This is a genomic window from Streptomyces sp. NPDC107559, from assembly GCF_055657365.1.
Window position 1 is genome coordinate 52,909 of record NZ_JBVKBD010000010.1, and the last position, 24,504, is coordinate 77,412.

At 73.3% G+C, this 24,504-nt stretch carries 22 protein-coding genes; 10 read left to right on the top strand and 12 right to left on the bottom strand.

All coding sequences use genetic code 11. The annotated features are described in order from the left end of the window. Positions 1-5: 5 nt before the first annotated feature. The gene (locus tag ACZ7OY_RS27255) at positions 6-1,838 is read right to left on the bottom strand and encodes a hypothetical protein (protein WP_471913794.1); all 1,833 of its coding nucleotides are present in this window, start codon (positions 1,836-1,838) and stop codon (positions 6-8) included. 406 nt (positions 1,839-2,244) lie between these two features. Here ACZ7OY_RS27255 and ACZ7OY_RS27260 point away from each other — a divergent pair, with 406 nt between their 5' ends. Beyond that, entirely contained in the window at positions 2,245-4,053 is a 1,809-nt protein-coding gene (locus ACZ7OY_RS27260; RefSeq protein ID WP_471913795.1) for an ArnT family glycosyltransferase, read from the top strand. On the opposite strand, the gene ACZ7OY_RS27265 is transcribed toward ACZ7OY_RS27260, so the two are convergent. Beyond that, entirely contained in the window at positions 4,041-4,457 is a 417-nt protein-coding gene (locus ACZ7OY_RS27265; RefSeq protein ID WP_471913796.1) for a DUF3662 domain-containing protein, read from the bottom strand. The genes ACZ7OY_RS27260 and ACZ7OY_RS27265 overlap by 13 nt on opposite strands. Before the next feature lie 144 nt (positions 4,458-4,601). Between ACZ7OY_RS27265 and ACZ7OY_RS27270 the strand changes: the two genes are divergently transcribed. After that, positions 4,602-5,549 (top strand): MurR/RpiR family transcriptional regulator, encoded by a 948-nt coding sequence (locus ACZ7OY_RS27270; protein WP_471913797.1) that lies wholly within the window; start codon positions 4,602-4,604, stop codon positions 5,547-5,549. A 287-nt stretch (positions 5,550-5,836) separates the two neighbouring features. Then, positions 5,837-6,220, top strand: coding sequence for a hypothetical protein (locus ACZ7OY_RS27275; protein WP_471913798.1), 384 nt, complete (start codon positions 5,837-5,839; stop codon positions 6,218-6,220). A gap of 249 nt (positions 6,221-6,469) precedes the next feature. Here ACZ7OY_RS27275 and ACZ7OY_RS27280 read toward each other — a convergent pair whose 3' ends face one another. Next, positions 6,470-7,162, bottom strand: coding sequence for a peptidoglycan-binding domain-containing protein (locus tag ACZ7OY_RS27280; RefSeq protein WP_471913799.1), 693 nt, complete (start codon positions 7,160-7,162; stop codon positions 6,470-6,472). A gap of 62 nt (positions 7,163-7,224) precedes the next feature. Next, positions 7,225-8,052, bottom strand: coding sequence for an ATP-grasp domain-containing protein (locus tag ACZ7OY_RS27285; RefSeq protein WP_471913800.1), 828 nt, complete (start codon positions 8,050-8,052; stop codon positions 7,225-7,227). Between the two features lie 236 nt (positions 8,053-8,288). On the opposite strand from ACZ7OY_RS27285, the gene ACZ7OY_RS27290 reads away from it, so the two are divergent. From ACZ7OY_RS27290 to ACZ7OY_RS27300, 3 genes are all read left to right on the top strand, one after another. Beyond that, entirely contained in the window at positions 8,289-9,011 is a 723-nt protein-coding gene (locus tag ACZ7OY_RS27290) for a TetR family transcriptional regulator (protein ID WP_351616768.1), read from the top strand. 151 nt (positions 9,012-9,162) lie between these two features. Beyond that, positions 9,163-9,576 carry a Zn-ribbon domain-containing OB-fold protein gene (locus ACZ7OY_RS27295; protein WP_351616765.1) on the top strand — a complete coding sequence of 138 codons (414 nt, stop codon included), beginning with the start codon at positions 9,163-9,165 and terminating at the stop codon, positions 9,574-9,576. 161 nt (positions 9,577-9,737) lie between these two features. Beyond that, entirely contained in the window at positions 9,738-12,536 is a 2,799-nt protein-coding gene (locus tag ACZ7OY_RS27300; RefSeq protein ID WP_471913801.1) for an alpha/beta hydrolase family protein, read from the top strand. Positions 12,537-12,584: 48 nt separating this feature from the next. Here the strand turns inward: ACZ7OY_RS27300 and ACZ7OY_RS27305 are convergent, their stop codons facing one another. Both ACZ7OY_RS27305 and ACZ7OY_RS27310 read right to left on the bottom strand, forming a co-directional pair. Continuing rightward, positions 12,585-12,974, bottom strand: coding sequence for a PPOX class F420-dependent oxidoreductase (locus tag ACZ7OY_RS27305; RefSeq protein WP_471913802.1), 390 nt, complete (start codon positions 12,972-12,974; stop codon positions 12,585-12,587). Positions 12,975-13,120: 146 nt separating this feature from the next. After that, on the bottom strand, positions 13,121-14,299 hold the full coding sequence (locus ACZ7OY_RS27310; RefSeq protein ID WP_471913803.1) for a MalY/PatB family protein: 1,179 nt from the start codon (positions 14,297-14,299) through the stop codon (positions 13,121-13,123). Between the two features lie 193 nt (positions 14,300-14,492). On the opposite strand from ACZ7OY_RS27310, the gene ACZ7OY_RS27315 reads away from it, so the two are divergent. Next, the gene (locus ACZ7OY_RS27315; RefSeq protein WP_471913804.1) at positions 14,493-15,881 is read left to right on the top strand and encodes a S1 family peptidase; all 1,389 of its coding nucleotides are present in this window, start codon (positions 14,493-14,495) and stop codon (positions 15,879-15,881) included. Positions 15,882-16,045: 164 nt separating this feature from the next. Here ACZ7OY_RS27315 and ACZ7OY_RS27320 read toward each other — a convergent pair whose 3' ends face one another. Further along, the gene (locus ACZ7OY_RS27320; RefSeq protein WP_351619541.1) at positions 16,046-16,231 is read right to left on the bottom strand and encodes a hypothetical protein; all 186 of its coding nucleotides are present in this window, start codon (positions 16,229-16,231) and stop codon (positions 16,046-16,048) included. Between the two features lie 235 nt (positions 16,232-16,466). On the opposite strand from ACZ7OY_RS27320, the gene ACZ7OY_RS27325 reads away from it, so the two are divergent. Further along, entirely contained in the window at positions 16,467-17,669 is a 1,203-nt protein-coding gene (locus ACZ7OY_RS27325) for a Gfo/Idh/MocA family protein (protein WP_471913805.1), read from the top strand. Positions 17,670-17,692: 23 nt separating this feature from the next. Here ACZ7OY_RS27325 and ACZ7OY_RS27330 read toward each other — a convergent pair whose 3' ends face one another. The 5 genes from ACZ7OY_RS27330 to ACZ7OY_RS27350 form a co-directional block, all read right to left on the bottom strand. Then, positions 17,693-18,388 carry a L,D-transpeptidase family protein gene (locus ACZ7OY_RS27330; RefSeq protein ID WP_471913806.1) on the bottom strand — a complete coding sequence of 232 codons (696 nt, stop codon included), beginning with the start codon at positions 18,386-18,388 and terminating at the stop codon, positions 17,693-17,695. A gap of 94 nt (positions 18,389-18,482) precedes the next feature. After that, entirely contained in the window at positions 18,483-19,322 is an 840-nt protein-coding gene (locus tag ACZ7OY_RS27335) for an SDR family NAD(P)-dependent oxidoreductase (RefSeq protein ID WP_471913807.1), read from the bottom strand. A 3-nt stretch (positions 19,323-19,325) separates the two neighbouring features. Next, complete coding sequence (locus ACZ7OY_RS27340; RefSeq protein WP_471913808.1) at positions 19,326-20,240, bottom strand: SDR family oxidoreductase; 915 nt, start codon at positions 20,238-20,240, stop codon at positions 19,326-19,328. A gap of 142 nt (positions 20,241-20,382) precedes the next feature. Continuing rightward, positions 20,383-21,012, bottom strand: coding sequence for an MBL fold metallo-hydrolase (locus tag ACZ7OY_RS27345; RefSeq protein WP_471913809.1), 630 nt, complete (start codon positions 21,010-21,012; stop codon positions 20,383-20,385). Further along, positions 21,012-22,100, bottom strand: a complete 1,089-nt coding sequence (locus tag ACZ7OY_RS27350; protein WP_385531570.1) for an S-(hydroxymethyl)mycothiol dehydrogenase — start codon at positions 22,098-22,100, stop codon at positions 21,012-21,014. The genes ACZ7OY_RS27345 and ACZ7OY_RS27350 overlap by 1 nt, the downstream gene beginning before the upstream one ends. A gap of 196 nt (positions 22,101-22,296) precedes the next feature. On the opposite strand from ACZ7OY_RS27350, the gene ACZ7OY_RS27355 reads away from it, so the two are divergent. Beyond that, positions 22,297-23,700 carry a rhodanese-like domain-containing protein gene (locus ACZ7OY_RS27355; protein WP_471913810.1) on the top strand — a complete coding sequence of 468 codons (1,404 nt, stop codon included), beginning with the start codon at positions 22,297-22,299 and terminating at the stop codon, positions 23,698-23,700. Beyond that, on the top strand, positions 23,697-24,443 hold the full coding sequence (locus ACZ7OY_RS27360) for a sulfite exporter TauE/SafE family protein (RefSeq protein ID WP_471913811.1): 747 nt from the start codon (positions 23,697-23,699) through the stop codon (positions 24,441-24,443). Before ACZ7OY_RS27355 ends, ACZ7OY_RS27360 begins: the two co-directional genes overlap by 4 nt. Positions 24,444-24,504: the final 61 nt, after the last annotated feature.

Below are 24,504 nucleotides of genomic sequence, written 5' to 3' on the forward strand. Positions count from 1 at the left end.
GTCGCTCAGGTGTGGAGCGTCAGTTCCGGTTCCCCCGACATGTCGCCCGCCGGCTGTCCGATCAGTGCGGTGAAGGCCTCCGTGCGGACCGTCAGGCCCGTTGCGCCGTCCTCGAAGGCGGGGGCGAACGGGCCGCCCTCGGGGCCGTAGCGCACCGCGAACACATGCAGGTGCTCCGGGGCGCCGGGGGCCGGGTCCGCCTCCAGCGCGCTGGAGGACACCAGGTGCCGCCAGCCCTCGTCGGGGTTGCCGTACACCCGGGGGTCGGCGGCCAGCGCGAAGGCGGCCTGCTCCTGCGTGGTCGCGGCGCGGGTGTCGAAGTGGTCGACCCCGGTGGAGCGGGGGTGGGTGAGCCGCAGCGGGCCCGCGGCCATCACCCGCGCGTGCGCGGTCCTGCGTACCCGGTCCCCGTCGTCGGCGGCGTAGGGCAGTCCGGCCAGCAGGTACGGCGTACCGTCCAGCCGCTGCACGACGACCGTCGTCCACAGGCTCGTGCCGTCGGTGACGTACAGGGACCGCACATGGCGCAGCACGTGGTCGCGGCCGACGACCGGCTTGGTGACCAGTTTGGCCGTCAGGCCGTCCGCGCGTACGTCCCGGACGCGGACCTCGCCCGCCGGGCGGCACATCAGGAAGCCGTCGAGCACCGGTCCGAAGCCGTGCTGACGGTTCACGGCGGCGGCGAGGCAGTACGTGCCTGCCGCCTCGACGAGCGCCGGGGTCATCCGGTCGTCGAAGGCCACCGAGACGGTAACCGCGCGCAGTTGGTGCCGTGCCGCCGAGGCGGCGGGCGTGCGGTGCCACCGCGTGGGGTCCTGGATCTGCCAGACCAGCATGAACGCGAAGTGGCCGTCGAGACCGTCGCCGCCCCTGGTCGCATGACGGCCCCAGCGGCTGTCGCCCCGGTAGCGGCCCAGGTCGGAGCCGATGCGCCGGCCGAAGTAGCGCAGCCCCAGGACCGATTCGAAGCCGGAGTGCTGTTCGCTGTAGCGGGGGCCTCCGATGTCGAAGCCGCCGTTGGTCAGCCGGGCGTCGAGATAGCGGGCCAGCGCGTCCCCGTCCTCGGCGAACATCCCCTCGCCGCTGACCCGGTGGGCCTGGGCGAGGAAGGAGAGGGAGATCGGGCCGTAGTTGTTGTCGTACGCCCCGCGGTGCTCGGGGGGCAGCAGCGCGCCCCGGTCGCGGATCCGGCGGGCGCGGATCTCGTCGGCGTAGAGCGTGAGCGCGCGTAAGCGTACCGACTCCCCCTGCTCCGGCGGGAGATGGCGGGCCAGCATCAGTCCGCCCACGACACAGCCGATGGCCTGGTTGCCCGCCTCCTGCGGGTTGAAGAAGGTCGCCTCGGTGAGCCGGCGCCAGTAGCCGTGCGCGGTGTCGAGGAGTTGCGCGCGCTGGGTGTCGGCGACCAGCCCGTCCGCCGCGTCCAGCACGTTCACCGCCTGGAGCAGCGCCCACACCGTGCTCGGCCAGTCGCCGATCGGGTGCGCGCCCGCCTCCAGAACATAGCGGGCGTACGGCAGTTGCGTGTCGCGCCGCCGCAGGTTGGGGTAGCCGGGGTTGTCCTCGCGGTAGACGCGCTCGCGGAGGTGGAAGGCGAGGCTGCGGCCGACCGCCGCGGGCAGACGCGGGTCCCGGGAGCGCTGCCAGGCGAGCGCCAGCAGCGAGGTGACGCCGAGCGAGGTGTCGCCGATGTCGTCGCCGCCGGCGGGGTGTTCGAGGCTGCCGTCCGGGGTCAGCCGGGCCAGTGCCTGCTCGGTGACGTCGGCGAGGACGGCGTCGTAGGCCTGCGGACTGTCGGGCAGGTCGTGCAACGGGCCGCGCTGGTAGGGAAGGTGCATGTGTGCTCAGCCCTTCGGTGCAAAGGTCGCCGTGCTCCCGGCCAGCTTCTTCGGGCCGGAGAGGAAGCAGATGAGCGCGGGCGGGAGTGCGGGCGTCCACCGGGCGAACATCGCGTGACACGGTGCGCGCAAGCGCGGCGCGGCGCGGGCGCGGGCTCGGCGCGGGCGCAAGCTCGGGGCGGGCGGTCCGGGCGGGCGGTCCGGGCGGGCGGTCCGGGCGGGCGGTCCGGGCGCGGGGGCTGAACTCCGGAGTGCCGCGAGCCGTACCTGTTCACACGGCGGAAGGTCTGCCGGTACGACTCCTGAAGCGGTGCCGCCCTGCGTGGCGGGAGCTGAGGCAGAGTACGTCCATGCGGCGACTCAGGAGCGCTCCCGCCACCACACACAGGGCGGACGCCGGGGGCGGATGATGGCGAGCGAAGAGACGACGGTCGTGCTCGACCGTGAGGAACCCACCGGCGCGGCCACCGCCGGGCCGGCCACGGCGGCGGGGCGGCCCCGGCAGTGGCTGCGGCGCCACCGCCGCCGGGTGCTGCCGCTGGTCGTGGCCGTGCTGCTGGCCCAGATGGCCGTGGCGATGGTGACCACGGCGTTACGGCAGACCCCGACCATCGACGAACCGGTGTACGTCGGCACGGCCGCGGTCTCCCTGCACGAGCACCGGCTGCGCTACAACCCCGAGCATCCGCCGCTCGGGAAGCTGATCGTCGGGGTCGGGGTGGCGCTGGCCGATCCGCAGGTCGACCTGGCCTTCACCGGTGACCAGGGCCAGGTCGGGCGCCATCTGCTGTACGAGTCCGGGAACGACCCCTGGCGGCTGATGCTGTGGGCGAGGCTGCCGGTGATCACGCTGACCCTGCTGTTCGGCCTGGTCGTGTTCGGTTTCGCCCGGGACCTGGTCGGAGCGCGGGGCGCGGTCGCGGCGCTCGCGCTGTACGCCTTCTCCCCCGATGTGATCGCGCAGGGTTCGCTCGCCACGCTCGATCTCCCGGTGACCGGGTTCCTGGTCACCTCGGTCTGGCTGGTGTGGCGGGCCCGGCGGCGCCCCCGGCTCTGGCTGCCGCTGTCCGGGGTGGCGCTCGGCGCGGCGCTGGCCACGAAGATGTCCGCGCTGCCCGCGGTTCCGGTGCTGATGGCCCTGGCCGCCGGGTCCGTGTGGGTGTGGCACGGTCGCCGGGCGGACGTACCGCCCGCGGCCCCCGCCGCTCCCCCGGCCCGGCGTGGCGCGCTGTCGCGGCTCGGCACGGCCCCGCGCGGCGCCCTGTCGCGGCTCGGCGCGGACCGGCGTGGCGCGCTCATGGGAGCCGTCACGGGCATGACCGTGGTGGCGCTGACCGCCGTCGCCGTCGTGTGGGCGACGTATCTGGCGGTCGATCCGCGGCTGCGGTGGACGCCCGAGCAGCCCGTCCCCGCCGCGCACGGGCTGCACGGCCTCCTGGTACGCCTGATGCCTTTCCCGGACGCCTACCGGGACGGGATGCGCATCCAGTTCGCCTTCGAGAACGCCCCCTGGAAGGGCTTCCTGTTCGGGCGGCTGTACTCCGGCTCGCTCTGGTACTACCTGCCCGCCGCGCTGCTGGTGAAGACGCCGCTGGGCATGCTGGCCCTGTGGGCGGCGGGCGCGCTCGCGCTGGTGACGGTACGACGGCTGCGGCCCGCCGCGCCCTATCTGCTCGCGCCGACGGCCGTGCTGCTGGCTGCGGCCATGCTGGGGTCGCGGGACTTCGGCACCCGCTACGCGCTGTTCATGCCGGTGTTCCTGGCGGTGGCGGCGGGCTGTGCGCTGGCGGTACGCCTGCGGTGGACGCCGGTGGTGACATGGACGCTGGTGCTGTTCGTGGCGGTCAGCTCGGTGCGCACGTTCCCGTACTACCTGCCTTACTCCAACGAGGCGTTCGGCGGGCCCGCCAAGACCCATCTGCGGCTGCACGACTCCAACGTGGACTGGGGCCAGGACCTGGGCGCGCTGGCCGACCGGTTGCGCGATCGCTACCGGGGCAAGCGGGTCTGGCTGGTGTACAAGGGCAGCGGGGTGCCGTCGTACTACGGCATCCACGCGGCCGATCCGCGCAGGCGGCCCGCCGCCGACGTGCACGGGCTGCTGGTCGTGTCCGACTCGGCCGTGGCCAAGGCGACGGGCCGGCTGGCCGCGCTGATCCACGGCAGCCAGGAGATCGACGAGGTCGGTCACTCGATCACGATCTACCGGCGCTGACGGTCCCGGGGTCGGTCGGCGACGGCCTCCGCGCCGACGTGGGCCGTCGCCCGGCCGGTCACCCGGTAGCGGCCGTTGGGCAGGTGCGTGGACCGCACGACACGGACCGTGAGCGGCCCCGCCCAGGCGTAGCCCTCGCGGTCCGCGTGCCGGGCCAGGCTGTCGGTCAGGGCCTGGCCCACGTGGCTGTCCCGGCGCGTCAGTTCGTCGTGGACGGCGGCGTCCAGCTCGACGTCGTAGGCGTTGGGGACCACGACGAGGCGTTCGCTGCACACCACGGCGTGGTCGTCGCACTCGCGGCGCAGCGCGGCGAGCAGCTCGACCGGCTCCTTGCCGACGACGCGGGCCCACAGGGCCTCCCAGTGGTGTTCCAGAGTCAGTTCCCATGCGCTGAGCGCACCCATGTGTGTTCGCCTGCCTGCTCGGGGTCGGTGTTCCTCGGCGTCGGGTGCCCGGGGTGCGCCCGGATATCCGCACCGGTGTGCTGAGCCCCGGAGCCTGCTCCACAATCCCTGGTCACCGCGGTGGGTGAGCTATGTTGAGTCTCTGTGGGAGACAAAGAAGACGCGCCGGCCCCCTCGTTGCAGCAGGCGCGCGCACAGGCATCGGCGATCACGTCGGGGAAGACCGACCCTCAGGCGGAGGTCTCCCCCACCTCCCGGCTCAGGGAGCTCTTCGACGGGCCCCATCTGTCTCCCGGGCAGCGGCGTATCGCGCAGTACCTGATCGAGCACATCACCGAGGCCGCCTTCCTGTCGATCACCGACCTCGCCGACCGGGTGGGCGTCAGCCAGCCCTCGGTGACGCGGTTCGCGGCCGCGGTGGGCTTCAGCGGCTACCCCGCGCTGCGCGAGAAGCTCCAGGCGATCGCGCTGGGCACCCTGGCTGGCGGTCCCGCGGCGGACGAGGTGAACCGGGGCAACGAGCTCCAGGCGGCGGTGGACGCCGAGATCGAGAACCTGGAGAACCTGCGGCGCGACTTCGCGGATCCCGACCGGGTCATCGAGATCGGCCGCGCCCTGTCGGAGTCGTCGCCGTTGACGGTGCTCGGGCTGCGCATCTCGGTGTCGCTGGCCGAGTACTTCGCGTACGCGGCGCGCCGTGTCCATCCGGACGTGCGGCTGGTGACCCTGGGCGGCAGTGTCGCCTACGACGCGCTGCTCCAGTCCCGTGCGGCGGGCGGCACCTGGGTGCTGGCCTTCTCGATGCCCCGGCACGCGCAGGAGACCCTGGCCGCGCTGCGGGTCGCGCGGGGCGCGGGACTGAAGGTCGCGCTGATCACCGACCTGGCGCTGGGGGCGCTGGCCGACGAGGCCGACGTCACCTTCGCCACCGGCACCGGCTCCCGGCTGGTCTTCGACTCCTACGCGGCGCCGGGCGTGCTGGCCGCCGCGCTGCTCCAGGCGATGACGGACGCCGGGCCCGAACGGACCCAGGCGCGGCTGGAGGAGTACGAACAGATCTCCGAGCAGCACCAGTTCTTCCTGCGGGAGTGACGGCGGCCCCGGCACGGCCGGGTGTCCGCCGCGGCCAAACGGCGTCACACACGGATCATTCAGAACAGATCGCGCATGAATGTTTTCATGCACCTTGCAAAGCGAACGGCATATATAAATACTGCTGACGGCCGCACCCGCCCCGAGCCCGCCGTCCCTACCCACGTCGGCGCCGGGGCGCGGTCGGGCGTCGCCTGCGCGCGCCCGTGGCGGCTCCGGTCGTCCCCTGGACCGGGGCCGCCCCACCTCGTCGGACCACCCGTCCCGACGCCGCACACCCGGAAGCGATGATCATGGCTCTCACGACGACGCGCATCAGCCCGGACTGGCCCTGCCAGGTCAAGACGCCAGGCAGCTACGACTGGGAACGCTCGGCGGCCAAGTGGCTGCGGGAACTCGTTCCGGCCCGCTACTCGAGCTACCCGGTACTGCTGCGCCACCCCGTGCTCCTGGCCCGGCACGCGATGATCCAGGTCCAGCAGGAGATCCGGGTCGCCCGCACCGCGCTCCAGACCGCGCGCGCCGATCTGCCGCGGCTGGGCCTGCCCGAGTCGGTCATCGAGCACACGATCAAGCTGTACGCGGCCGAGGTCATGCAGCTCCAGCACATCGCACGCAGCGTCCGGGTGGTCACCGAGGCGCTCGTGGAGCACGGCGCGGCCGCCCGCTGACCGCGCGGGCCGGACGATCAGTCGTCGTCGCGGTGCCTCCAGTACCAGAACGCGCCCACGACGAGGGCCAGCAGGAAGGCGGCGGGCAGCAGCAGGCCCGGAATGCGGGAGCCGATCATCGCAACGGCTTTCGTTCGAGGCGGGCCGGCCGCCCCGTCGCGTCGGCCCCCGAGATCATCGTGAGCCAGCCCCCGCACCCCGATCACGGCGTTTTCCTCAGCTATTGCCCGGCGTTCGATTCTCCGGCCGTCAGCCGCCGCTCGTCCGCGCCTCCAGGTCGCGGCGGGTGTCGTCGCCGTAGACGCCGGACTCGTCGCCCCGGATGCCGTACCAGACCTGGAAGCGGGCCACCGCCGCGGTGAGGTCGGCGCCGTAGCGGCCGTCGGCGGCTCCGTGGTCGTACACGTTCGGGATGCGCAGCAGGCGCTGCTGGAGGTCGGTCACCTCGGGGCCGGAGTCGCCCTCGCGCAGAGTGCCGGCGCCGTCGGGGTCGGCGGACGCCGCGGCGGTCGGAGCGGAAGCGGTCGGAGCGGGCGCAGCGGGCGCGGCCGCGCCGGCGTCGTTCATGCGGGGCAGCAGGAGGGCGCCGGCGAAGCCGACGAGGGCCGCCGCGCAGACGCCCAGGGCGATGGCGGCCCGGCGCTGCCCCGCACCCCAGCCCGGTCCGGTGCCGTACCGCTGGGCACCCCCGCCCGGACCGGTGCCGTACCGCCCCGGACCGGCGTCCCGCGAGGCCGGCCGGTCGTGGAAGGGCGGCAGTTCCTGGGTGTCCGCCTCGGCCGCGGCCGGGGCGTCACGCACCGGCACGGACTCGTAGGCGGTGTCCTGCGTCATCTCGCGGAACAGCTCGGCGAGCACGTCGGTGCGGCGGGGGCGCAGGACCCGGATCGGTTCGAGGACCGGGCGGTCGTACGGCTCCCCGGGCTCGGGCGGTGTCGGCACGCTGCTCTCCTTCGGTACCTCGGGGCCCCCGGGGAGTGATACGAGCGCGCCGGTGCCCGGGTTCAGCCCGCGAGGAAGCCGTGCAGGGATCGCGCCATCGCGGCCACGAAGGCCTGCCGCCGGGTCTCGTCGAGGGCGTCCAGGGAGAGGTAGGGGTTGAGGTCCTCCAGCTCGACCAGCAGCAGGCGGCCGTCGGGGGCGCGGCAGGCGTCGACGCGCTGGATGCCGGCCTCGAGGGTGTTCCAGGCGATGAAGCGGTGGGCGAACTCCAGGTCCTCGGCGGTGGGTTCGTACGGCCGCAGCTCCCAGCGCCGGTCGGGGTCCGGGGCGTACAGGGCGTACTGGAAGTCGTGGTCGACGAAGTAGAAGGAGACCTCGTACGTGAAGTCGATCCGCGGCTGGACCAGGACCGTGCCGTCGGCGAGGCCGGGCAGCTCCTCGGCGGTGACCGTGCGCAGGCCTATGGAGTCGGCGCCGAGCTTCGGCTTGACGATGTAGCGCCCGGCCTCGGGCAGCCGCCCCAGGTCGGCCGGGCGGTCGACGGTGGGGATCACGGGCAGGCCCGCGGCGCTCAGGTCGAGGAGGTACTGCTTGCCGGCCATGTCCGCGCTGCCGGTGAGCGGGTTGTAGACCCGGGTGCCGCTGCGCAGCGCCCGCTCGCGGAAGGCGTCGTACTGCTCCTGGTACGCCAGGACCGGGCCGCTGTTGCGGACCACGACGGCGTCGAAGGCGTCCATCAGGGCGGCGGCGTCCCGCGGATGGCACAGAGCCAGGTCGAAGTCCGCGCGCAGCCGCGCGGTGAGGAGGATGTCCTCGTCGCAGTAGCGGCGCCCGCGGGCCGGGTACGCCAGATCGGTGACATAGAGGACGCGGGGGCGGGCGGCGGGCATGCCGGGATCTCCTCGGAAGCGGGTGCACTGCGGTGCAGGGGGTGTCCTGCGGTGCAGCAGGTGTACTGGGTGCGGCGGGTGTCCTGCGGTGCAGCAGGTGTACTGGGGTGCGGCGGGTGTCGTGCGGTGCAGGAAGGTTACGCCGGGGGACGCGGAGTCTTCACGGGGGACACTCAGTTCCCCCACGAGAGGGAACTGAGTGCCATCCTGGTGGACCAGGTGCTACGTTCCCCTCCATGAGCTCCAGTGACAAGGCGGAGGAGGCGGCCGCGAAGCCGCCCATGCGGGACGCCCTGGTCGCGGCGGCCTTCCAGTTGTTCCTGGAGCGCGGCTACGAACAGACGACGGTCGACGACATCGTGGCGCTGGCCGGGGTGGGCCGGCGGTCGTTCTTCCGCTACTTCCCCTCCAAGGAGGACGTGGTCTTCCCCGACCACGAGCGCTGCCTTGCCGACATGACGGCCTTCCTGGCCGCGAGCGGCGACGAGGACGAACCCGTGCGGCGGGTCTGCGACGCGGCCCGGCTCGTGCTGCGGATGTACGCCGAGAACCCGGCGTTCTCCGTGCAGCGCTACCGCCTCACCAAGCAGGTGCCGGGACTGCGGGCGTACGAACTGTCGGTGGTGTGGCGCTACGAACGCGCCCTGGCCGCGTACCTGCGCGCCCGCTTCGCCGGCCGGCCGGACGGCACCCTGCGGGCCGATGTGATCGCGGCCGCCGTGGTCGCGGCGCACAACAACGCGCTGCGCTCCTGGCTGCGTTCGGACGGGAAGGACGACGCAGGGGCCGCGGTGGACCACGCCCTCGGCCATGTCCAGGAGACCTTCGCCCGGCCGTCGGGGCCGGCCGCCGGGCTCCCGGCCGCGGACCAGGAGGACGTCGTCGTGGTCGTCTCCCGACGCGGGGCACCCCTGTGGCGCGTGGTGCAGGAGATCGAGACCACGCTGGCCCGCGACTGACTCCCCCGCAATTTTGGGGTACCGAGTGCCTTTACGAGTGACACTCAGTGCCATACGCTGTGGCCGTGCGCGGCGGCACGACGAACCGCGCACGGGCGTGCCCGGGCGTTCCGGGCACGCGGTTTCCGGCCCGGCGCAGGGAGTTGACAGCGTGTACCACCACTCAGGAAGCGCAGTTCAGCAGGGAACCGGCTCCGCCACGGGCGTGCTCGAACCGGCGGCCGCGAACACCGAGACGATCCTCTACCAGCGCTGCACCTGGTGCGGCACCGCGATGTACCACCGGCTGCTGTGTCCGGCGTGCCAGGGCGGCGACCTGCGCACCGAGCGCAGCGAGGGCACGGGTACCGTGCGCCACGCCACGGTGGTGCACCGCAACACCCCCGCCGCGCGCAATGTGTCGCTCATCGAGATGGCCGAGGGCTTCGTCGTCCGGGGCCGGGTGATGGGACCGCTCATCGGCATCCACAGCGGCGACCGCGTACGGCTGTCCACGGCCAAGGACCCGGTCCGCGGCGAGCCCGTCTTCCAGCTGCTCGACGAGCCCTTCCGCGCCTGGCACTGAGGGGCCACCGCGAAACGGTCATGTATGGCCGATAACCGCTCCGTTGCCGCATCGGATCGCACAACACAGGCAACCCACAGATTCTCTTTGCCCTCCTCCGGTAGGCGAGAGGCCCCCGTTACGGACGGGGCGCCCGCGCACGAGGCTGGAGGAGGGGAACATTGTTCCGTGCCCGGCGAACCGCAGTCGCCGCCTTGGCGGTGCTCGCGGCACTGGCAGGATCACCAGGACTGGCACAGGCCCGACCGACCCATGAGAGCCGGCCGTCGGCAGCCGTGTCCGACGACGCGCTGCCACCGGGCTGGCGGCTCACCGGGGCGGGTGACGGGCGCGCTCTGGTCTGGCGGTCGTCCGTGCCCGTGCCCATGGGGGACGCGCGCGTCGAGTTCCACGCCGCGGGCAGACTGCTCGGCGTGCCGTCGGCCGACCGCGACGGCAGGACCTTCCGGCTCGACCTGGCCGGTGCCCCCGCCACCGGCCTGACGGACCTGCAAGTACAGGCCGGCGGGCGCCGGTTGGACGCGCCCACCACGTCCACCGCGCCATCCACGTCCACCGCGCCCGGTGGCGACCCTGACGGGATCCCCTCCGTCACCGCCGCGCAGCCGCCCGCCCCGCTGCCCGCGGGCTCGGTCGACCCCGGCAAGGCAGGGCCGTACCGCACGTTCACCGGCGAGTACGACCTCGCCCCGGTGCGCCTGCCCGGGTTCACCGCACCGGTCGAGATGCGCGCCGTGGTGGTGGCGCCGAAGGGCGCCACCGGCAAGCGCCCGCTGGCGCTGTTCCTGCACGGCCGCCACACCACCTGCTACGCCGGGACCGAAGCGACCGGCGACTGGCCCTGCCGGGCCGGTGCCAAGCCGATCCCGAGCTACCGCGGCTATCTGCGCGACCAGAAACTCCTCGCGTCCCAGGGCTATGTGACGGTGTCGGTGTCCGCGAACGGCATCAACGGCCAGGACTTCGCCGCCGACGACGGCGGCGCGCAGGCCCGTTCGTCGCTGGTCCGGCAGCACCTGGCCCGCTGGGCCGGCTGGGCCGCCCACCCGGCCGGCGCTCCCCCGGTGGTGCGCCAGGCACCGCGGGCCGACCTGTCCCGGGTCCTGCTCGTCGGCCACTCGCGCGGCGGCGAAGGCGTCAACCGCGCCGCGATGGACACTCTCTACCCCCCGCCCGCCGCCCAGGACGGCTATCGCGGACCGGTGCGCTGGCACATCCGCGGCACCGTGCTGATCGGACCGACGGTCTTCGGACAGAACCCGGTGGCCGACGTGCCCTCGGCGACGATCCTGCCGGGCTGCGACGGTGACGTCTCCGACCTCCAGGGCGAGGTGTACGTCGACGGCACCCGCGGTGTCGGCCGGGGCGCCGCGCTGCACAGCGCCGTCTACGTGGTCGGCGCCGACCACAACTTCTTCAACAGCGAGTGGACCCCGGGGCAGGCCGTGGCACCCGCCGAGGACGACTTCTGGGACGACCCCGAACAGCCGGACCCGGTGTGCTCGAAGAACGCCCCGACCCGGCTGACCGCCGACCAGCAGCACCGGGCCGGCGCCACCTACATCGCCACCGCGGCCCGGCTGTTCGTCGCCGGTGACGACCGCGCGCGCCAGTTGCTCGACGGCACGGGACGGCGGGCCCCCTCCGCGGATCCCGCCCGGGTGCTGACCCACGCGGTGGGCGGGAACCGGGGCGCGGGGTTCCTGCCGGACGGCGCGGTGACGGTGTCCGGCGCGAAGCTGTGCTCGGCGGTGGATCCCGACCCGGCCGCGGCCTGTCTCGGCATGGGCACGCGGGGGTCCTCGCCGCACTTCGTCCCCTGGTTCGTCGACCCGGAGAAGGGCCGCAGGGCCGTGGCCCTGCACTGGTCGTCGGCCGGCCGCACGGCGTGGGTACGCCCCGCGAAGCCGGTCTCGCTGAGCGGCGCGAAGGCGCTGACGCTGCGGGTGATCGTGCCGCCCGGCACCCGCGGCACCCGGCTGGACGTCTCCGTCACCGACACCGCCGGCCGGCGGGCCACGCTCGGCCAGGTCGGCGTCGACGGTCTGCCGGGCACGGAGCGGACCTCCTCGTACTGGGCCCGTGAGATACGGGTCCCGCTCACGGCCGCCGCCCGCGCCGGTCTCGACCTGCGCCGGGTGCAGTCCCTCGGTCTCACCCCGCGGACCCGGTCGGGCCGGGCCTGGCTGATGGACGCCTGGGCCTGGCGGCCGGGCACCCCGGCCGTGCGCGCGTCCGCGCTGCCGCGTGTCGACCTCGGCACCACCACCGTGCGGGAGGGCGACTCCGGCGTGCGCACCTACCGGGTGCCGGTGCGGGTGTCGGGTCACGGCAGCGGCCAGGTACGGGTCTACGTCGTCGACCCCGTCACCGGAAAGGCGAAGGACCGGCTGGTGACGGTCCGGGCGGGCGGACAAGGCATCGACGTACGGGTGCGGGTGCAGGGCAACACCCGCTTCTCCTACGACGTCTCGCACGACGTGTTCGTGAAGGCCGTCCGGGGCGCGGTGGTCGGCACGCCCCACGGCGGAATCCTGGTGCGCAACGACGACCCGATGCCGAAGATGTCGGTGACGCCGGTCGCGGACCGGGTGGCCGAGGGGCAGCCGCTGCGCTGGCGTCTGTCCCTGTCGGAGCCCGCCGACACGGACACGTACGCCGCCTTCGTGGTGCGGCCGGTGTCCGGCGGCGCCGAACTGTCCACCAAGGACGTCGACCCGGCCTGGCTCGCGGACATGACCGGCGCGTCCGCCGACCCGGAGCGCCCGCTGTCCGCGGTGGACCATCTGTACCTCTGGGTGGCCGTCCCCGCGGGCCGGACCCAGGCGGAGCTGAGCCTGCCCACCGTGCGCGACCAGGTGGCCGAGCCCGAGGAGTCGGTGCGGTTCCAGTGGGCCGACGACTCCGGTGAGCCGGGCGACGGACCGGTGCTGACCGGCACGGTGCTTGACGTGCCCTAGGGCATCCGGTGCGGGCCGGCCGTGTCGTGCGGCCGGCCCGCTCCCGGCTCAGCCGGGGAAGGTGATCCGAATCCCGACCGTGCCGTCCGTCCCGCGCCGCAGGCGGCTGCCGAGGAGGGTGAGCCGGCCGACGATGCCGTACTTGCGGGCGATGAGGTCCCGGTAGCGGGCGGTGGTCCCGGCGTCGCAGATCTCGGCGGTGGCGGGAACCGGGCCGCCGGTCGGGTTGCCCCGCACGTCGCACGGGCCGACGAGGACGTCGCCGCGGGCCCGGATCCGCCGCACCTTCCAGGAGTCGACGACCGTCCAGGCGCCCAGAGCGTCCTCGCCGTCCCGCACGACCCACACCGGGGTCGGCACACCCGTGCCGTTCTTGCGGTAACTGGTGATCAGCAGATACTTGCCCGCGCCGAGCCGGGCCACCGACGTCTCGTCCATGCCGCGCAGTCTAGGCAGCCGCCCGCTCCGCCACCGCGGCGGACCGGAGAACCGGCGCCGCGACAGACCCGCGCCGCTATAGACCCGCCGCACGACAGACCGGCGGCACGGCGGACCGCCGCCACGGCGGACCCGCGCCGCGGCCGTCAGGCCACCGCCTTCGCCATCCTGCGCACGGCTTCCGTGATCACCTCGGGTGAGGTCGCGATGTTCAGCCGTACGTGGCCGGTGCCGCCCGTACCGAAGTCCGTACCGGAGTTGAGGGCCACGCGGCCGCGCTCCAGGAAGACCTCCGCCGGATCGTCGCGCAGGCCGAGCGCCCGGCAGTCGAGCCAGGCGAGGTAGGTGGCCTCGCTCGGCCGGTACCCGATCGCGGGCAGCTGCTCGGCGAGGAGTGCGGCGAGCAGGCGCCGGTTGTCGTCGAGGCCGGCCAGCAGGGCGTCCAGCCAGGCGGTGCCCTCGCGCAGGGCGGCGGTGTGGGCGAGGACGCCGACATGGCTCGGGCCGTGGCTCACCTCCTCGGGCAGCCGGGCCAGATCGGCCGCGGCCGCGGGGCCCGCCACGGCCAGGGCGGCCTTGAGCCCGGCGAGGTTCCAGCCCTTGGAGGCCGACATCAGCGACAGGCCGTTCTCCCCGCCCGGCACGCTCAGATACGGCACGAAGTCCACGCCCTCGACGACCAGCGGCGCGTGGATCTCGTCGGCGACCACGCGCACCCCGTACCGTCGGGCGAGCGCGGCCACCGCGGTGAGCTCGTCGGCGGTGTGCACCGTGCCGGTCGGGTTGTGCGGGCTGCACAGCAGATAGGCGGCGGGCCTGTTGCCTGCCACGGCCCGCCGGAAGGCCTCCTCCAGCGCGCCGAGGTCCAGCCGCAGGTCCGGGCCGAGCCGAGCCTCGCACAGCCGCCGGTCCATGTGCCCGACGAACTGGAAGAACGGCGGATAGACGGGCGGGTTGACGACGACGGAGTCACCCGGCCCGGTCACCAGCCGCAGCATCTCCACCACGCCCAGCATCACGTCCGGCACGATCGCGGTGCGCGCCACCTCGAGTCCGTCCCAGCACCATCGCGCGGCGGCGAAGGCGGCGAGCGCCTCGGCGTAGGCGGTGCCCGCGGGGTAGCCGGTGTCGCCCAGCTCCATCGCGTCGGTGACGGCGCGCACGACGGGCTCGGCGAGCGGTACGTCCATCTCGGCCACCCACAGCGGCAGCACGTCCTGCGGGTAGGTGCGCCACTTCATGCTGGTACGACGTCGCAGGCGGTCGAGGGTGAGTGCGCGCAGGGGGTTCGGCTCGGCGGGCGTGACGTGCGGGATGCGTGTCATGGGGCACAAGATAGGGCGCTGGACGGTGTGCCGGAACGGTACGTCCGGGGGCGCGCGCGGCAGCCGGGCGTTCGGTTCCGATCTTGCGCGCGGTGAACACCCGCCGGTCGGCGTACGTATGGGAGTCAGGGCGCTCGACGACCGGAGGGCCCCGCGGTGTGACCACCGCGCGTTCGGGGTTCGGGAGCCATGCATGAGGCACGCACGACGACGGGTCGTCCGGCGGGCGACACAACTGACGGCCGTCGGCGGACTCCTCCTGGGAGGGGTGATGGTGACGCAGGCCATGGCGAGCGAGAAGCCGGCCGCGTCCGCCGTCCCGCGCAGCTCCGCGCAGTCCGTCGCGGACACCGGGGCGCAGCTCGTGTCGCGGCTGGGCACCGCCCGTACGGCGGGCAGCTGGATCGGCGCCGACGGCAAGCCGGTCGTGGCGGTCACCGACGAGACCGCGGCGGCCGAGGTCCGCAAGGCGGGTGCCGAGGCCAAGATGGTCGGGCACAGCATGAACGAGCTGAAGTCGGCCACGACGGCGCTGCGTTCGGCGCCCCGGGTGGCCGGCACGGCCTGGTCGGTGGACCCCCGCACTAACCAGGTCGTGGTGCTGGCCGACCGCACGGTCTCCGCGGCCGACTGGTCGGCGATGACCCAAGTGGCGGGCAGGATCGGCAGTTTCGTCCGGATGGAGCGCACCGGCGGCGCGTTCACCACGCGGCTCAACGGCGCCCAGCCGATCCTGTCGACCGGGGGCCGCTGTTCGGCGGGCTTCAACGTGACCAACGGGCAGAGCGACTTCATCCTCACGGCCGGCCACTGCGGGCCCAGCGGTTCGCTGTGGTTCGCCGACAACCAGGCCACCCAGCAGGTCGGCCGGACGGTGGACAGCTCGTTCCCCGGCGCCGACTTCTCGCTGGTGCAGTACGCGAGCGGCCGCGCGGGCGACGGTGCCGACATCGTGGCCATCGGCAACGGCAACGGGGTGCGGATCACGGGCGCTGCCGATCCGACCGTCGGGCAGCGGGTGTTCCGCAGCGGCAGCACCAGCGGGTTGCACGACGGAACGGTGACCTCGATGAACGCGACGGTCAACTACCCCGAGGGCACGGTCACGGGCCTGATCGAGACCAACGTGTGCGCCGAACCCGGCGACAGCGGTGGGCCGTTGTTCTCCGAGGGGATCGCTCTCGGCGTGACCTCGGGCGGCAGCGGGGACTGCACGACCGGCGGCACCACGTTCTTCCAGCCGGTGACCAGGGCTCTGTCGGGGCTGGGGGTGCAGTTGATCGTGTCGAAGCAGGCCGCAGGCCAGGGGGGCACGTCCCCGTCGGCCGCCTCCTCGGCCCCGTCCGGCTCGGCCACGCACAGTGCGATCGCTCCCGGCGCCGCCCTGCCGGGCTCGACGGCTCCGGTGGCGGGCGCCGCGACGGACTCGACGCTGCTGTCGGTGCTCACGGACCCGGACAACCTCGGCCCCGGCATGCTGGTGATCGCGGTGAGTCTGATCGCGCTGGTCGCGACCCGGTACATCCGCGCGGAGCAGGACCGCAAGGCCTATCAGCGCTACTACTCGGCGACTTGGGGATGATGGCCCGTCCCGGCACGAGCGGGACGGGGTGACGCGAAGGCCACGGCATCGCATGCGATGCCGTGGCGCAGGGAAGCCGGTGGGAGAAGGACACCCGGGCGCTCGCTGCGCCAGGGGCGATGCCGCGATGCCGCGGCGGCGCGCCGTTCCCGGAAGGGCGGGCCTCAGGCCGCCCGCTGCGACTGCGGGGCCGCGGCGGCCCACTCCAGGACGAGCCGCCGGTACTCCTCGCGCTGCTCGCCGCTCAGTGTCCCGCCCGACCGGAGCCACAGGGCCCGGATCTCCTCGTTGACCTCCGCCGCCGATCGGTCGGATACGGGTTCAACACTGGTGGACATGCCGTGAAGCATACGACTCGCTGCGTGAAGGCCGTGTGAGTAATCAGGAGCATATCGGGCATATGCGACAGTGTTACTGATCACGTCCATCTGCCGGAACTCCGGCTGAACCCGGACCGCCGCTCATCCGACGAGGGCGTGCCCGCATGTCGATTCGCGCCGGAAACCACCCCTTCACGTCATAATTGTTCCGCTCCCGCGGTGAACACGTTCCTCTCCTAGTGTCCTAGTGAAAGGCACGCACTCCATGACGTTCTCGCTCGGCATCGTCGGCGCCGGCCAGTTCTCCGGCCGGTTCGCCCTGCTGTTCCAGGCCCACCCCGGTATCGACGACGTCTATGTCACCGACCTGCTGCCCGAGCGGGCCGAACGGCTCGCCGCCGCCCAGCAACTCACGGGCACCTTCCCCTCGTACGAGGCGATGCTGGAGTCGCCGGCCGTCGACGCGGTCGCGGTCTTCACCCAGCGCTGGACGCACGGCCCCCTGGTGCTCCAGGGACTGCGGGCCGGCAAGCACGTGTACTCCGCCGTCCCGATGGCGGTCACCGTGGAGGAGATCGCGGACATCGTCGACGCGGTCCGCACCACTGGACTGACGTACATGATGGGCGAGACCAGCCAGTACCACCCGGCGACCGTGCACGCCCGCAACCGGATCGCCGAAGGCGCCTTCGGACGGCTCTTCTACGCCGAGGGCGACTACGTCCACGACATGGACCTGGGGTTCTACGACGCCTACCGCTACAGCGGGGGCGAGAACTGGAAGGCGACCGCCAGCTATCCGCCGCTGCTCTACCCGACGCACTCGGTGGGCGGGGTGCTCGGCGCCTGGCGCACGCACGCGGTGAGCGTGTCCGCGATCGGGGTTCCCGACGAGCGCCAGGACGGTGTGTTCGACAAGGAGATCAGCCAGTTCGGCAACGACCTCTCCAACGCCACCGCCCTGTTCGCCGTGGCCGGCGGCGGTTCGTTCCGTACGAACGAGTTCCGGCGGGTGGGCTACCCCTCACACATCAGGGAGTCGCGCTTCCGCTTCTTCGGCACGGAGGCCAGCATGGAACAGCTGGCCACGGTGGCGCTGTGGCAGGACAAGAAGGGGGTGCAGGACATCAGCGACCTGCTGGAGCCCCGGCCCACCCTCGCCCCCGACGACCCGTCGATGCAGCACATCGCCCCGGAGCTGCGGGCCGCGTTCACCTCGGGCTCGGCGCCGGTGCACGACCGCTCCCGGCTGCCGCGGGTGTTCGACACCCTGCACAACGGCCACGAGGGCAGCCACCACTTCCTGGTGGACGACTTCGTGACCGCCGTCGAGAGCCGCACCCTGCCGTCCGTGAACGCGTGGGTGGCGGCCCGCTACACCCTGCCGGGCATCATCGCGCACGACTCGGCGCGGCAGGGCGGGACGCGGCTGGACATCCCGGACTTCGGGGACGCCCCCGGGGCCTGACCGGCCAGCCGGGCCGGGTGTCGTCAGGTGCCCGGCTTGCGGCCGTAGACGAAGACGTCGTCGCCGTTCTTCAGCAGAGACCAGTACTTCTTGGCGTCGGTCTTCGTCATGTTGACGCAGCCGTGCGAGCCCGGCGGGTTCCACATGCTCAGGCCGACGGAGTGGAAGGCCTGGCCGCCGTCGAAGAACTGGCTGTAGGGCATGGACACGTTGTAGATGTTGGAGACGTGGTCGATGTCGCGCCAGTAGATCTTCTTCAGGCCGGTACGGGTCTCGTAGCCGTTGCGTCCGGTGCGCACCGGGACGGGTCCGTAGACGAGCCTGGAGCCGTCCTGGATCCAGCTGAGCTGGAGCGTGAGGTTCACGCAGGCGATACGGCCCTTGTTCGTCGGGCACTTGCCGGCCGCGTTGGGCTTCTTGCCGACGGCCTTCTGCTTGTTCATCAGGTCCATCACGCCCCAGGTCACCGGCCCGGCGTAGCCGATGTTCGGCGTGATGCCGTGCTTGGTCTGGAAGGCCTGGACGGCCTTGCAGTCGGCGGCGGACTGCCTGCCGTCCACCGGACGGCCGAGGAACTTCTCCACCTGCTTCTGGTACGGGCCGGCCTGCGTCGTGCAGCTCGCGGCCTGGGCCGGCGCGGCGGTGACTGCGAGTGTGAGCGGGGCCACCAGCGCGGTGATCCCGAGCGCGACGGCGCCCCGTCTGTGCATGTCCCCCATGGCGGACTCCCTCTCGTACGTCCTGCGATCTCAGTTGCGTAGACCGGTAGTACGAGAGGAAAGTTGCACGGCCGACCGCGCCGGGACACAACGGTTACACGCCAGGTCCCGCAGGACGTACGCCGGTTGCTCCCCGCTCCCCCCGGCTTCCCCTGGCCGCGTGGAAACCGGTGTGGACCGCCGTGAGGCCGCCGTCGACCGTGAGGGCCGTCCCGGTGATCCAGGCCGCGTCCCGGGAGGCGAGGAAGGCGACGGCGGCGGCGATGTCCTCGGGTTCGCCGACCCGGCCCAGCGGGTACAGCCCGCCGATCTCCTCCAGGCGGTCCTCCTGCCCCTCCCAGGCGGTGGTGCGTACGGTGCCGGGGACGACCATGTTGACCCGCACCCCGCGGCCGGCGGCGTGCCCGGCGAGGGTGCGGGTCAGCGATCCCAGGCCCGCCTTGGCGGCGCTGTAGGCGTGATTGCCGAAGTCCTGGAGGCCGTTGACCGAGCCGATGCTGACGACGGCGCCGCGCCCCGACGCCGCGAGGTGCGGCAGGGCCGCCCGGCAGCAGCGGTAGGCGCCGGTCAGGGTGAGGTCGAGGTCGCGGGCCCACGCCTCGTCGGGTTCGTCCTCGAAGCGGGCCGCGTCCGGGGTGCAGCCGTAGGCGTTGTTGACCAGGACGTCGAGGGCGCCGAAGGTGTCGACGGCGTGGCCGACCGCGCGCTCCACGGAGGTGCGGTCCGCCACGTCGCAGCCGAACGCCTCGGCGCCCAGGCCCTGTTCGCGCAGCGCGGCCGCGGTCCGCTCGGCCGCGGGCAGGTCCACGTCGGTCACCAGGACCCGCGCGCCCTCCCGGGCGAGCCGCCCGGCGGTGGCGGCTCCGATGCCGCGGGCGGCGGCGGTGACGAGGACGGCGTACCCCTGGAATCGTGTGCTCTCGGATCGTGTCATGGCCTACCGATACCCGGTCACGTCCGCCGGCCTGCCCCGGTCCTGCACCTCGGTCAGATAGCGCCAGGCGTCGGGGCGGCTGCCGTCGAGGTCGGTGAAGCCGTACTCCAGGGCCAGGCCGCCGCTGGAGAGGGAACGGCCGTTGAAGCGGGCCACCTCGGGGTCGGCCGCGAGGGCGGCGACGGCGCGGCCCACGTAGTGCGGTGTCTCCGAGATCGCGAAGTGCGGCTCGCGGCCGAGGGCGTCGCGCCAGTTGTCCTCGCGCACCCCGAAGGCGTCGAGCATGATCTCCGAGCGCATCCAGCCGGGGGTGAGCGCGACGGCGGTGGCGCCGCGTGGACCGAGTTCGTGGCCGAGGGCGAAGGCCATGCGCAGGACGGACGCCTTGGCGAGGTCGTAGAAGAGGTTGACCCGGTAGGTGTCGCGGTTGTACTCGGCGGTGCCGTCCGTCATCTCCACCACCAGACCGCCGGTCCCCTCCAGCAGCAGCGGCAGGGCGTGGTGGCTGGTGATCGCGTGGGTCTCGACGGCGAGGCGGAGCAGCGTGAGTCCGTTGTCGAGGTCGTGCTCCCAGACCGGGGTGTCCCACTCGAAGAGCTTCTCGCCGCCCCAGATGTCGTTGACGAGGACGTCGAGGCGCCCCTGTTCCCGCGCGATCCGGTCCACGAGCGTGCGGACCTCGGCCGGGACGAGATGGTCAGTGGGTACGGCGATGCCCCGGCCGCCCGCCGCGGTGACCAGGTCGGCGGTGTCCTCGATGGTCTCGGGGCGGTCGTACGCGGAGCGCCGGGCGCGGGTGCTGCGTCCGGTGACGTAGACCGTGGCGCCCGCCGCGCCGAGTTCCACCGCGATCCCGCGTCCCGCTCCGCGCGTGGCCCCCGCGACCAGGGCGACCTTGCCTGCCAGCGGTCCGGACATGTCCGACCTCCCGTACCCGTACGACCGATGTCGTCTTCGAGGGTGCCGGGTGAACCGGACATCTTCTGTCGCCTTTGGCGCGGTGTCCGTCGTCACGCCCGGCCGGTCACCCGGCCGGGCGCGAGGCGGTACCGGTCGTTCCTCAGTGGCCGCGCGCGATCCAGTCCTCCAGGTGCGGGGCCTCGGCGCCGATGGTCGTCGGGTCGCCGTGGCCGGTGAGCACCTTGGTCTCCGGCGGCAGGGTGAGCAGGCGGTCGCGGATCGAGTCGATGATCGTCGGGAAGTGGGAGTAGGAGCGGCCGGTCGCGCCGGGGCCGCCGTGGAAGAGGGTGTCCCCGGTGAAGACCGTGGCCAGCCCGGGTTCGTACAGGCAGACCGCGCCGGGCGCGTGGCCCGGGGTGTGCAGGACGGTCAGGTCGGCGCCCGCGGTCTCGATGACCTGGCCGTCGGCGAGATGGGCGTCGGGCTCGCGGTCCGGGTGGGTCTGGTGCCAGAGCAGCAGGTCGTCGGGGTGCAGCCAGATGGTGGCGCCGGTCAGGTCCGCGAGGGCGGGCGCGGCGCCGATGTGGTCGTTGTGGGCGTGGGTGCAGATGATGGCCGACAGACGGCGCTCGCCGACGGCCTCGGCGATCGCCTCGGCGTCGTGGGCGGCGTCGATGACGACGACCTCGCGCTCGTCGCCGACGATCCACACGTTGTTGTCGACGTCCCAGGTGCCGCCGTCGAGGGTGAACTTCCCCGAGGTGACCAGGCGTTCGATGCGTACGGTCATCAGAGCACCACCACCGAGCGCAGGACGTCGCCCTGGTGCATGCGCTCGAACGCCTTCTCCACCTCGTCGAGCTGGATGGTCTCCGTCACGAACGCCTCCAGATCCAGGCGCCCTTGCAGATGCAGGTCGATGAGCATGGGGAAGTCACGCGAGGGCAGGCAGTCGCCGTACCAGGAGGACTTCAGCGATCCGCCGCGGCCGAAGACGTCCAGCAGCGGCAGTTCGAGCTTCATCTCCGGGGTCGGCACCCCGACCAGGACGACCGTGCCGGCCAGGTCGCGGGCGTAGAAGGCCTGCTTGTACGTCTCGGGGCGGCCGACCGCCTCGATGACGACGTCGGCGCCGAAGCCGCCGGTCAGTTCGCGGATCGCCTCGACGGGGTCGGTGTCCTTGGAGTTGACGGTGTGGGTGGCGCCCATCGTGCGGGCGGTGACCAGCTTGCGGTCGTCGATGTCCACGGCGATGATCTTCGCCGCGCCGGCCAGGTTCGCGCCGGCCACGGCCGCGTCGCCGACCCCGCCGCAGCCGATGACGGCGACGGTGTCGCCACGGCCGACGTTGCCCGTGTTGAGCGCGGCGCCGAGGCCCGCCATCACGCCGCAGCCCAGCAGCCCGGCGACCGCCGGGGAGACCGCCGGGTCGACCTTGGTGCACTGGCCTGCCGCGACCAGGGTCTTCTCGGCGAAGGCGCCGATGCCCAGGGCCGGGGAGAGCTCCTGGCCGGTCGAGGCGAGCGTCATCTTCTGCTTCGCGTTGTGGGTGTCGAAGCAGTACCAGGGCCTGCCCCGCAGACAGGCCCGGCAACGGCCGCACACCGCACGCCAGTTGAGGATCACGAAGTCCCCGGGCTCGACGTCGGTGACACCCTCGCCGACCGACTCCACGACACCGGCCGCCTCATGGCCGAGCAGGAAGGGGAAGTCGTCGTTGATACCGCCCTGCTTGTAGTGCAGGTCGGTATGGCACACACCGCAGGCCTGGACACGCACGACGGCCTCTCCGGGCCCGGGGTCCGGCACGACGATCGTCTCGATCCGCACCGGCTCGTCCTTGCCCGGTGCGATCACGCCGCGTACTTCCTGCGCCATGGTGCTCAGCCCTTTCGTCGACGGGGATCCGTCCCGGTCCGACCCTACGCGTGACCGCTCGGTAGGGGCATGCCCCACGAGCGCCGCGCCTTCCTCCACCTGGGGCGACACATACCCCCGGGGGTACCTCTGCTACGGTGGTAGACATACCCCCGGGGGTAATTTCCAGCGTGTTCACGACGAGAGGAGTGCTGCCGTGTACTTCGTCGACACGATCGACGTGCCGGGGCTCGGCAACCGTGGCTACCTGGCGGGCGGGGCGCACGGCGCCGTGGCCGTCGATCCGCCCAGGGACATCGACCGGGTGCTCGCGGCCGCCGCACGGCGGGACGTGCGGGTGACGCACGTCGTCGAGACCCACGTCCACAACGACTACGTGAGCGGAGGCCCGGAGCTCGCCCGGATCACCGGCGCCGAGTACCTCGTGCCGGCCGCGGCCCGGATCGCCCACCCGCACACGCCCGTCTCGGACGGCGACGTCGTCGAGGTCGCGGACGGTCTGGTGGTGCGCGCGCTCGCCACCCCCGGCCACACCCCGCACCACACCTCGTACGTCCTGGAGGAGGCCGGACGCGCGGTGGCCGTCTTCACCGGCGGTTCGCTGCTGATCGGGACCGTCGGCCGTCCCGACCTGGTGGAACCCCGGCTGACCGCGCGCCTGGCGCGGGCCCAGTACGACTCCGCCCACCGGCTGGCCGCCGGTCTGCCGGACGACACGGCGGTCCTGCCCACCCACGGTTTCGGCAGCTTCTGCTCCGCCGCACAGGCCGAGGGCGACGCGACGACCACCATCGGCCGGGAGCGCGCCGTGAACGAGGCGCTGGTCAAGGACGTCGACACCTTCGTCGCCGACCTGCTCGCCGGGCTGGACGACGTGCCCGCGTACTACGCGCACATGGCCCCGCTGAACACGCGGGGGCCCGCGCCGGTGGACCTCACCCCGCCGCGCAGGGCCGACGCCGAGGAGATCGCCGCCCGGCTGGCCGCCGGGGAGTGGGTGATCGACCTGCGCAACCGGGTCGCGTTCGCCGCCGGGCATGTCGACGGGTCGCTGAACTTCGCGGCGGAGGGACAGCTCGCCACGTATCTGGCCTGGCTGCTGCCCTGGGGCAGGCCGGTCACCCTGCTCGCCGAGTCGGCCGGGCAGCTCGCCGCCGCCCAGCGCGAACTGGTCCGGGTCGGCATCGACCGGCCGGCCGCGGCCGCGACCGGCTCCCCCGCGCAGTGGGTGCGCCCCGGCGAGCGGCCGCGCGCCTTCCCGCGGGCCGACTTCGCCGCGCTCGCGGCCCAGACGGCACCCGAGGACGCCCCGGTCGTGATCCTCGACGTGCGGCGCGACTCCGAACGCGCGGCCGGGCACATCGCGGGCTCGGTGCACATACCGCTGCACCGGCTGCGCGACCGGCTCACGGAGATACCGGACGGCACGGTGTGGGTGCACTGCGCCGGCGGTACGCGGGCCGCGATCGCGGCCTCGCTGCTCGACGCGGCGGGGCGGGACGTCGTCGCCGTCGACGACGGCTTCGACGCTGCACACGCGGCCGGGCTCCCGATGGCCCACCCCGCCGCGGCCGACGCCTGTCACCGTACGGCGCCGTGACCGCGCTCGTCCTCGCCCTCGTCGCCGGTGCCGTCACCGGCATCGCACTGGGCGCGCTGGGCGGCGGCGGCAGCATGCTGGCCGTACCGGCCCTGATCTATCTGCTCGGTTCCACCCCGGCCGCGGCCACCACCGCGAGCCTCGTCGTCGTCTCCGTCACCTCCGTCACCGCGCTGGCCGCGCACGCGCGGACCGGCACCGTGCACTGGCGGGCCGGCGCGCTGTTCGCCGCGGCGGGACTCCTGCCCGCCGCCGCGGGCGGGGCGCTCTCCACGCGGCTGCCGTCGGCCCTGCTCACCGGCGCGTTCGCGGTGATCGCCGGGGTCTCCGCGCTGCGGATGCTGCGCCCCGCCGCCACGGCGCGGGACGGCGCCGCGATGCGTCCGCTACGGGTCGCCGGAGCCGGGGCCGGGCTCGGTGCGGTGACCGGCGTACTGGGGGTGGGCGGCGGCTTCCTCGCCGTACCCGCCCTGGTGAACGTGGTCGGCCTGCGGATGCGGGTGGCCGTCGGTACGAGTCTGCTGGTCATCACCGTCAACTCGCTCGCCGCGCTGGGCGCCCGCGCGGGCGCGGCGGTGAGCGTCGACTGGACGCACCTCGCGCCGTTCACCGCGGCGGCCGTGCTCGGTGCGTGGGACGGCAGGCGGCTGTCGGCCCGGCTCTCCTCGGACCTGTTGCGCCGCCTCTTCGCCTGGGCGCTGCTGCTGGTCGCCACGGTGATGCTGGCCGACGCGGTGCTGTGACCCGCTCCGGCGCCGGGAAGCGGCTCCCTCGTCCGGGAACCGCCCCCGCGCCGGCGAACCG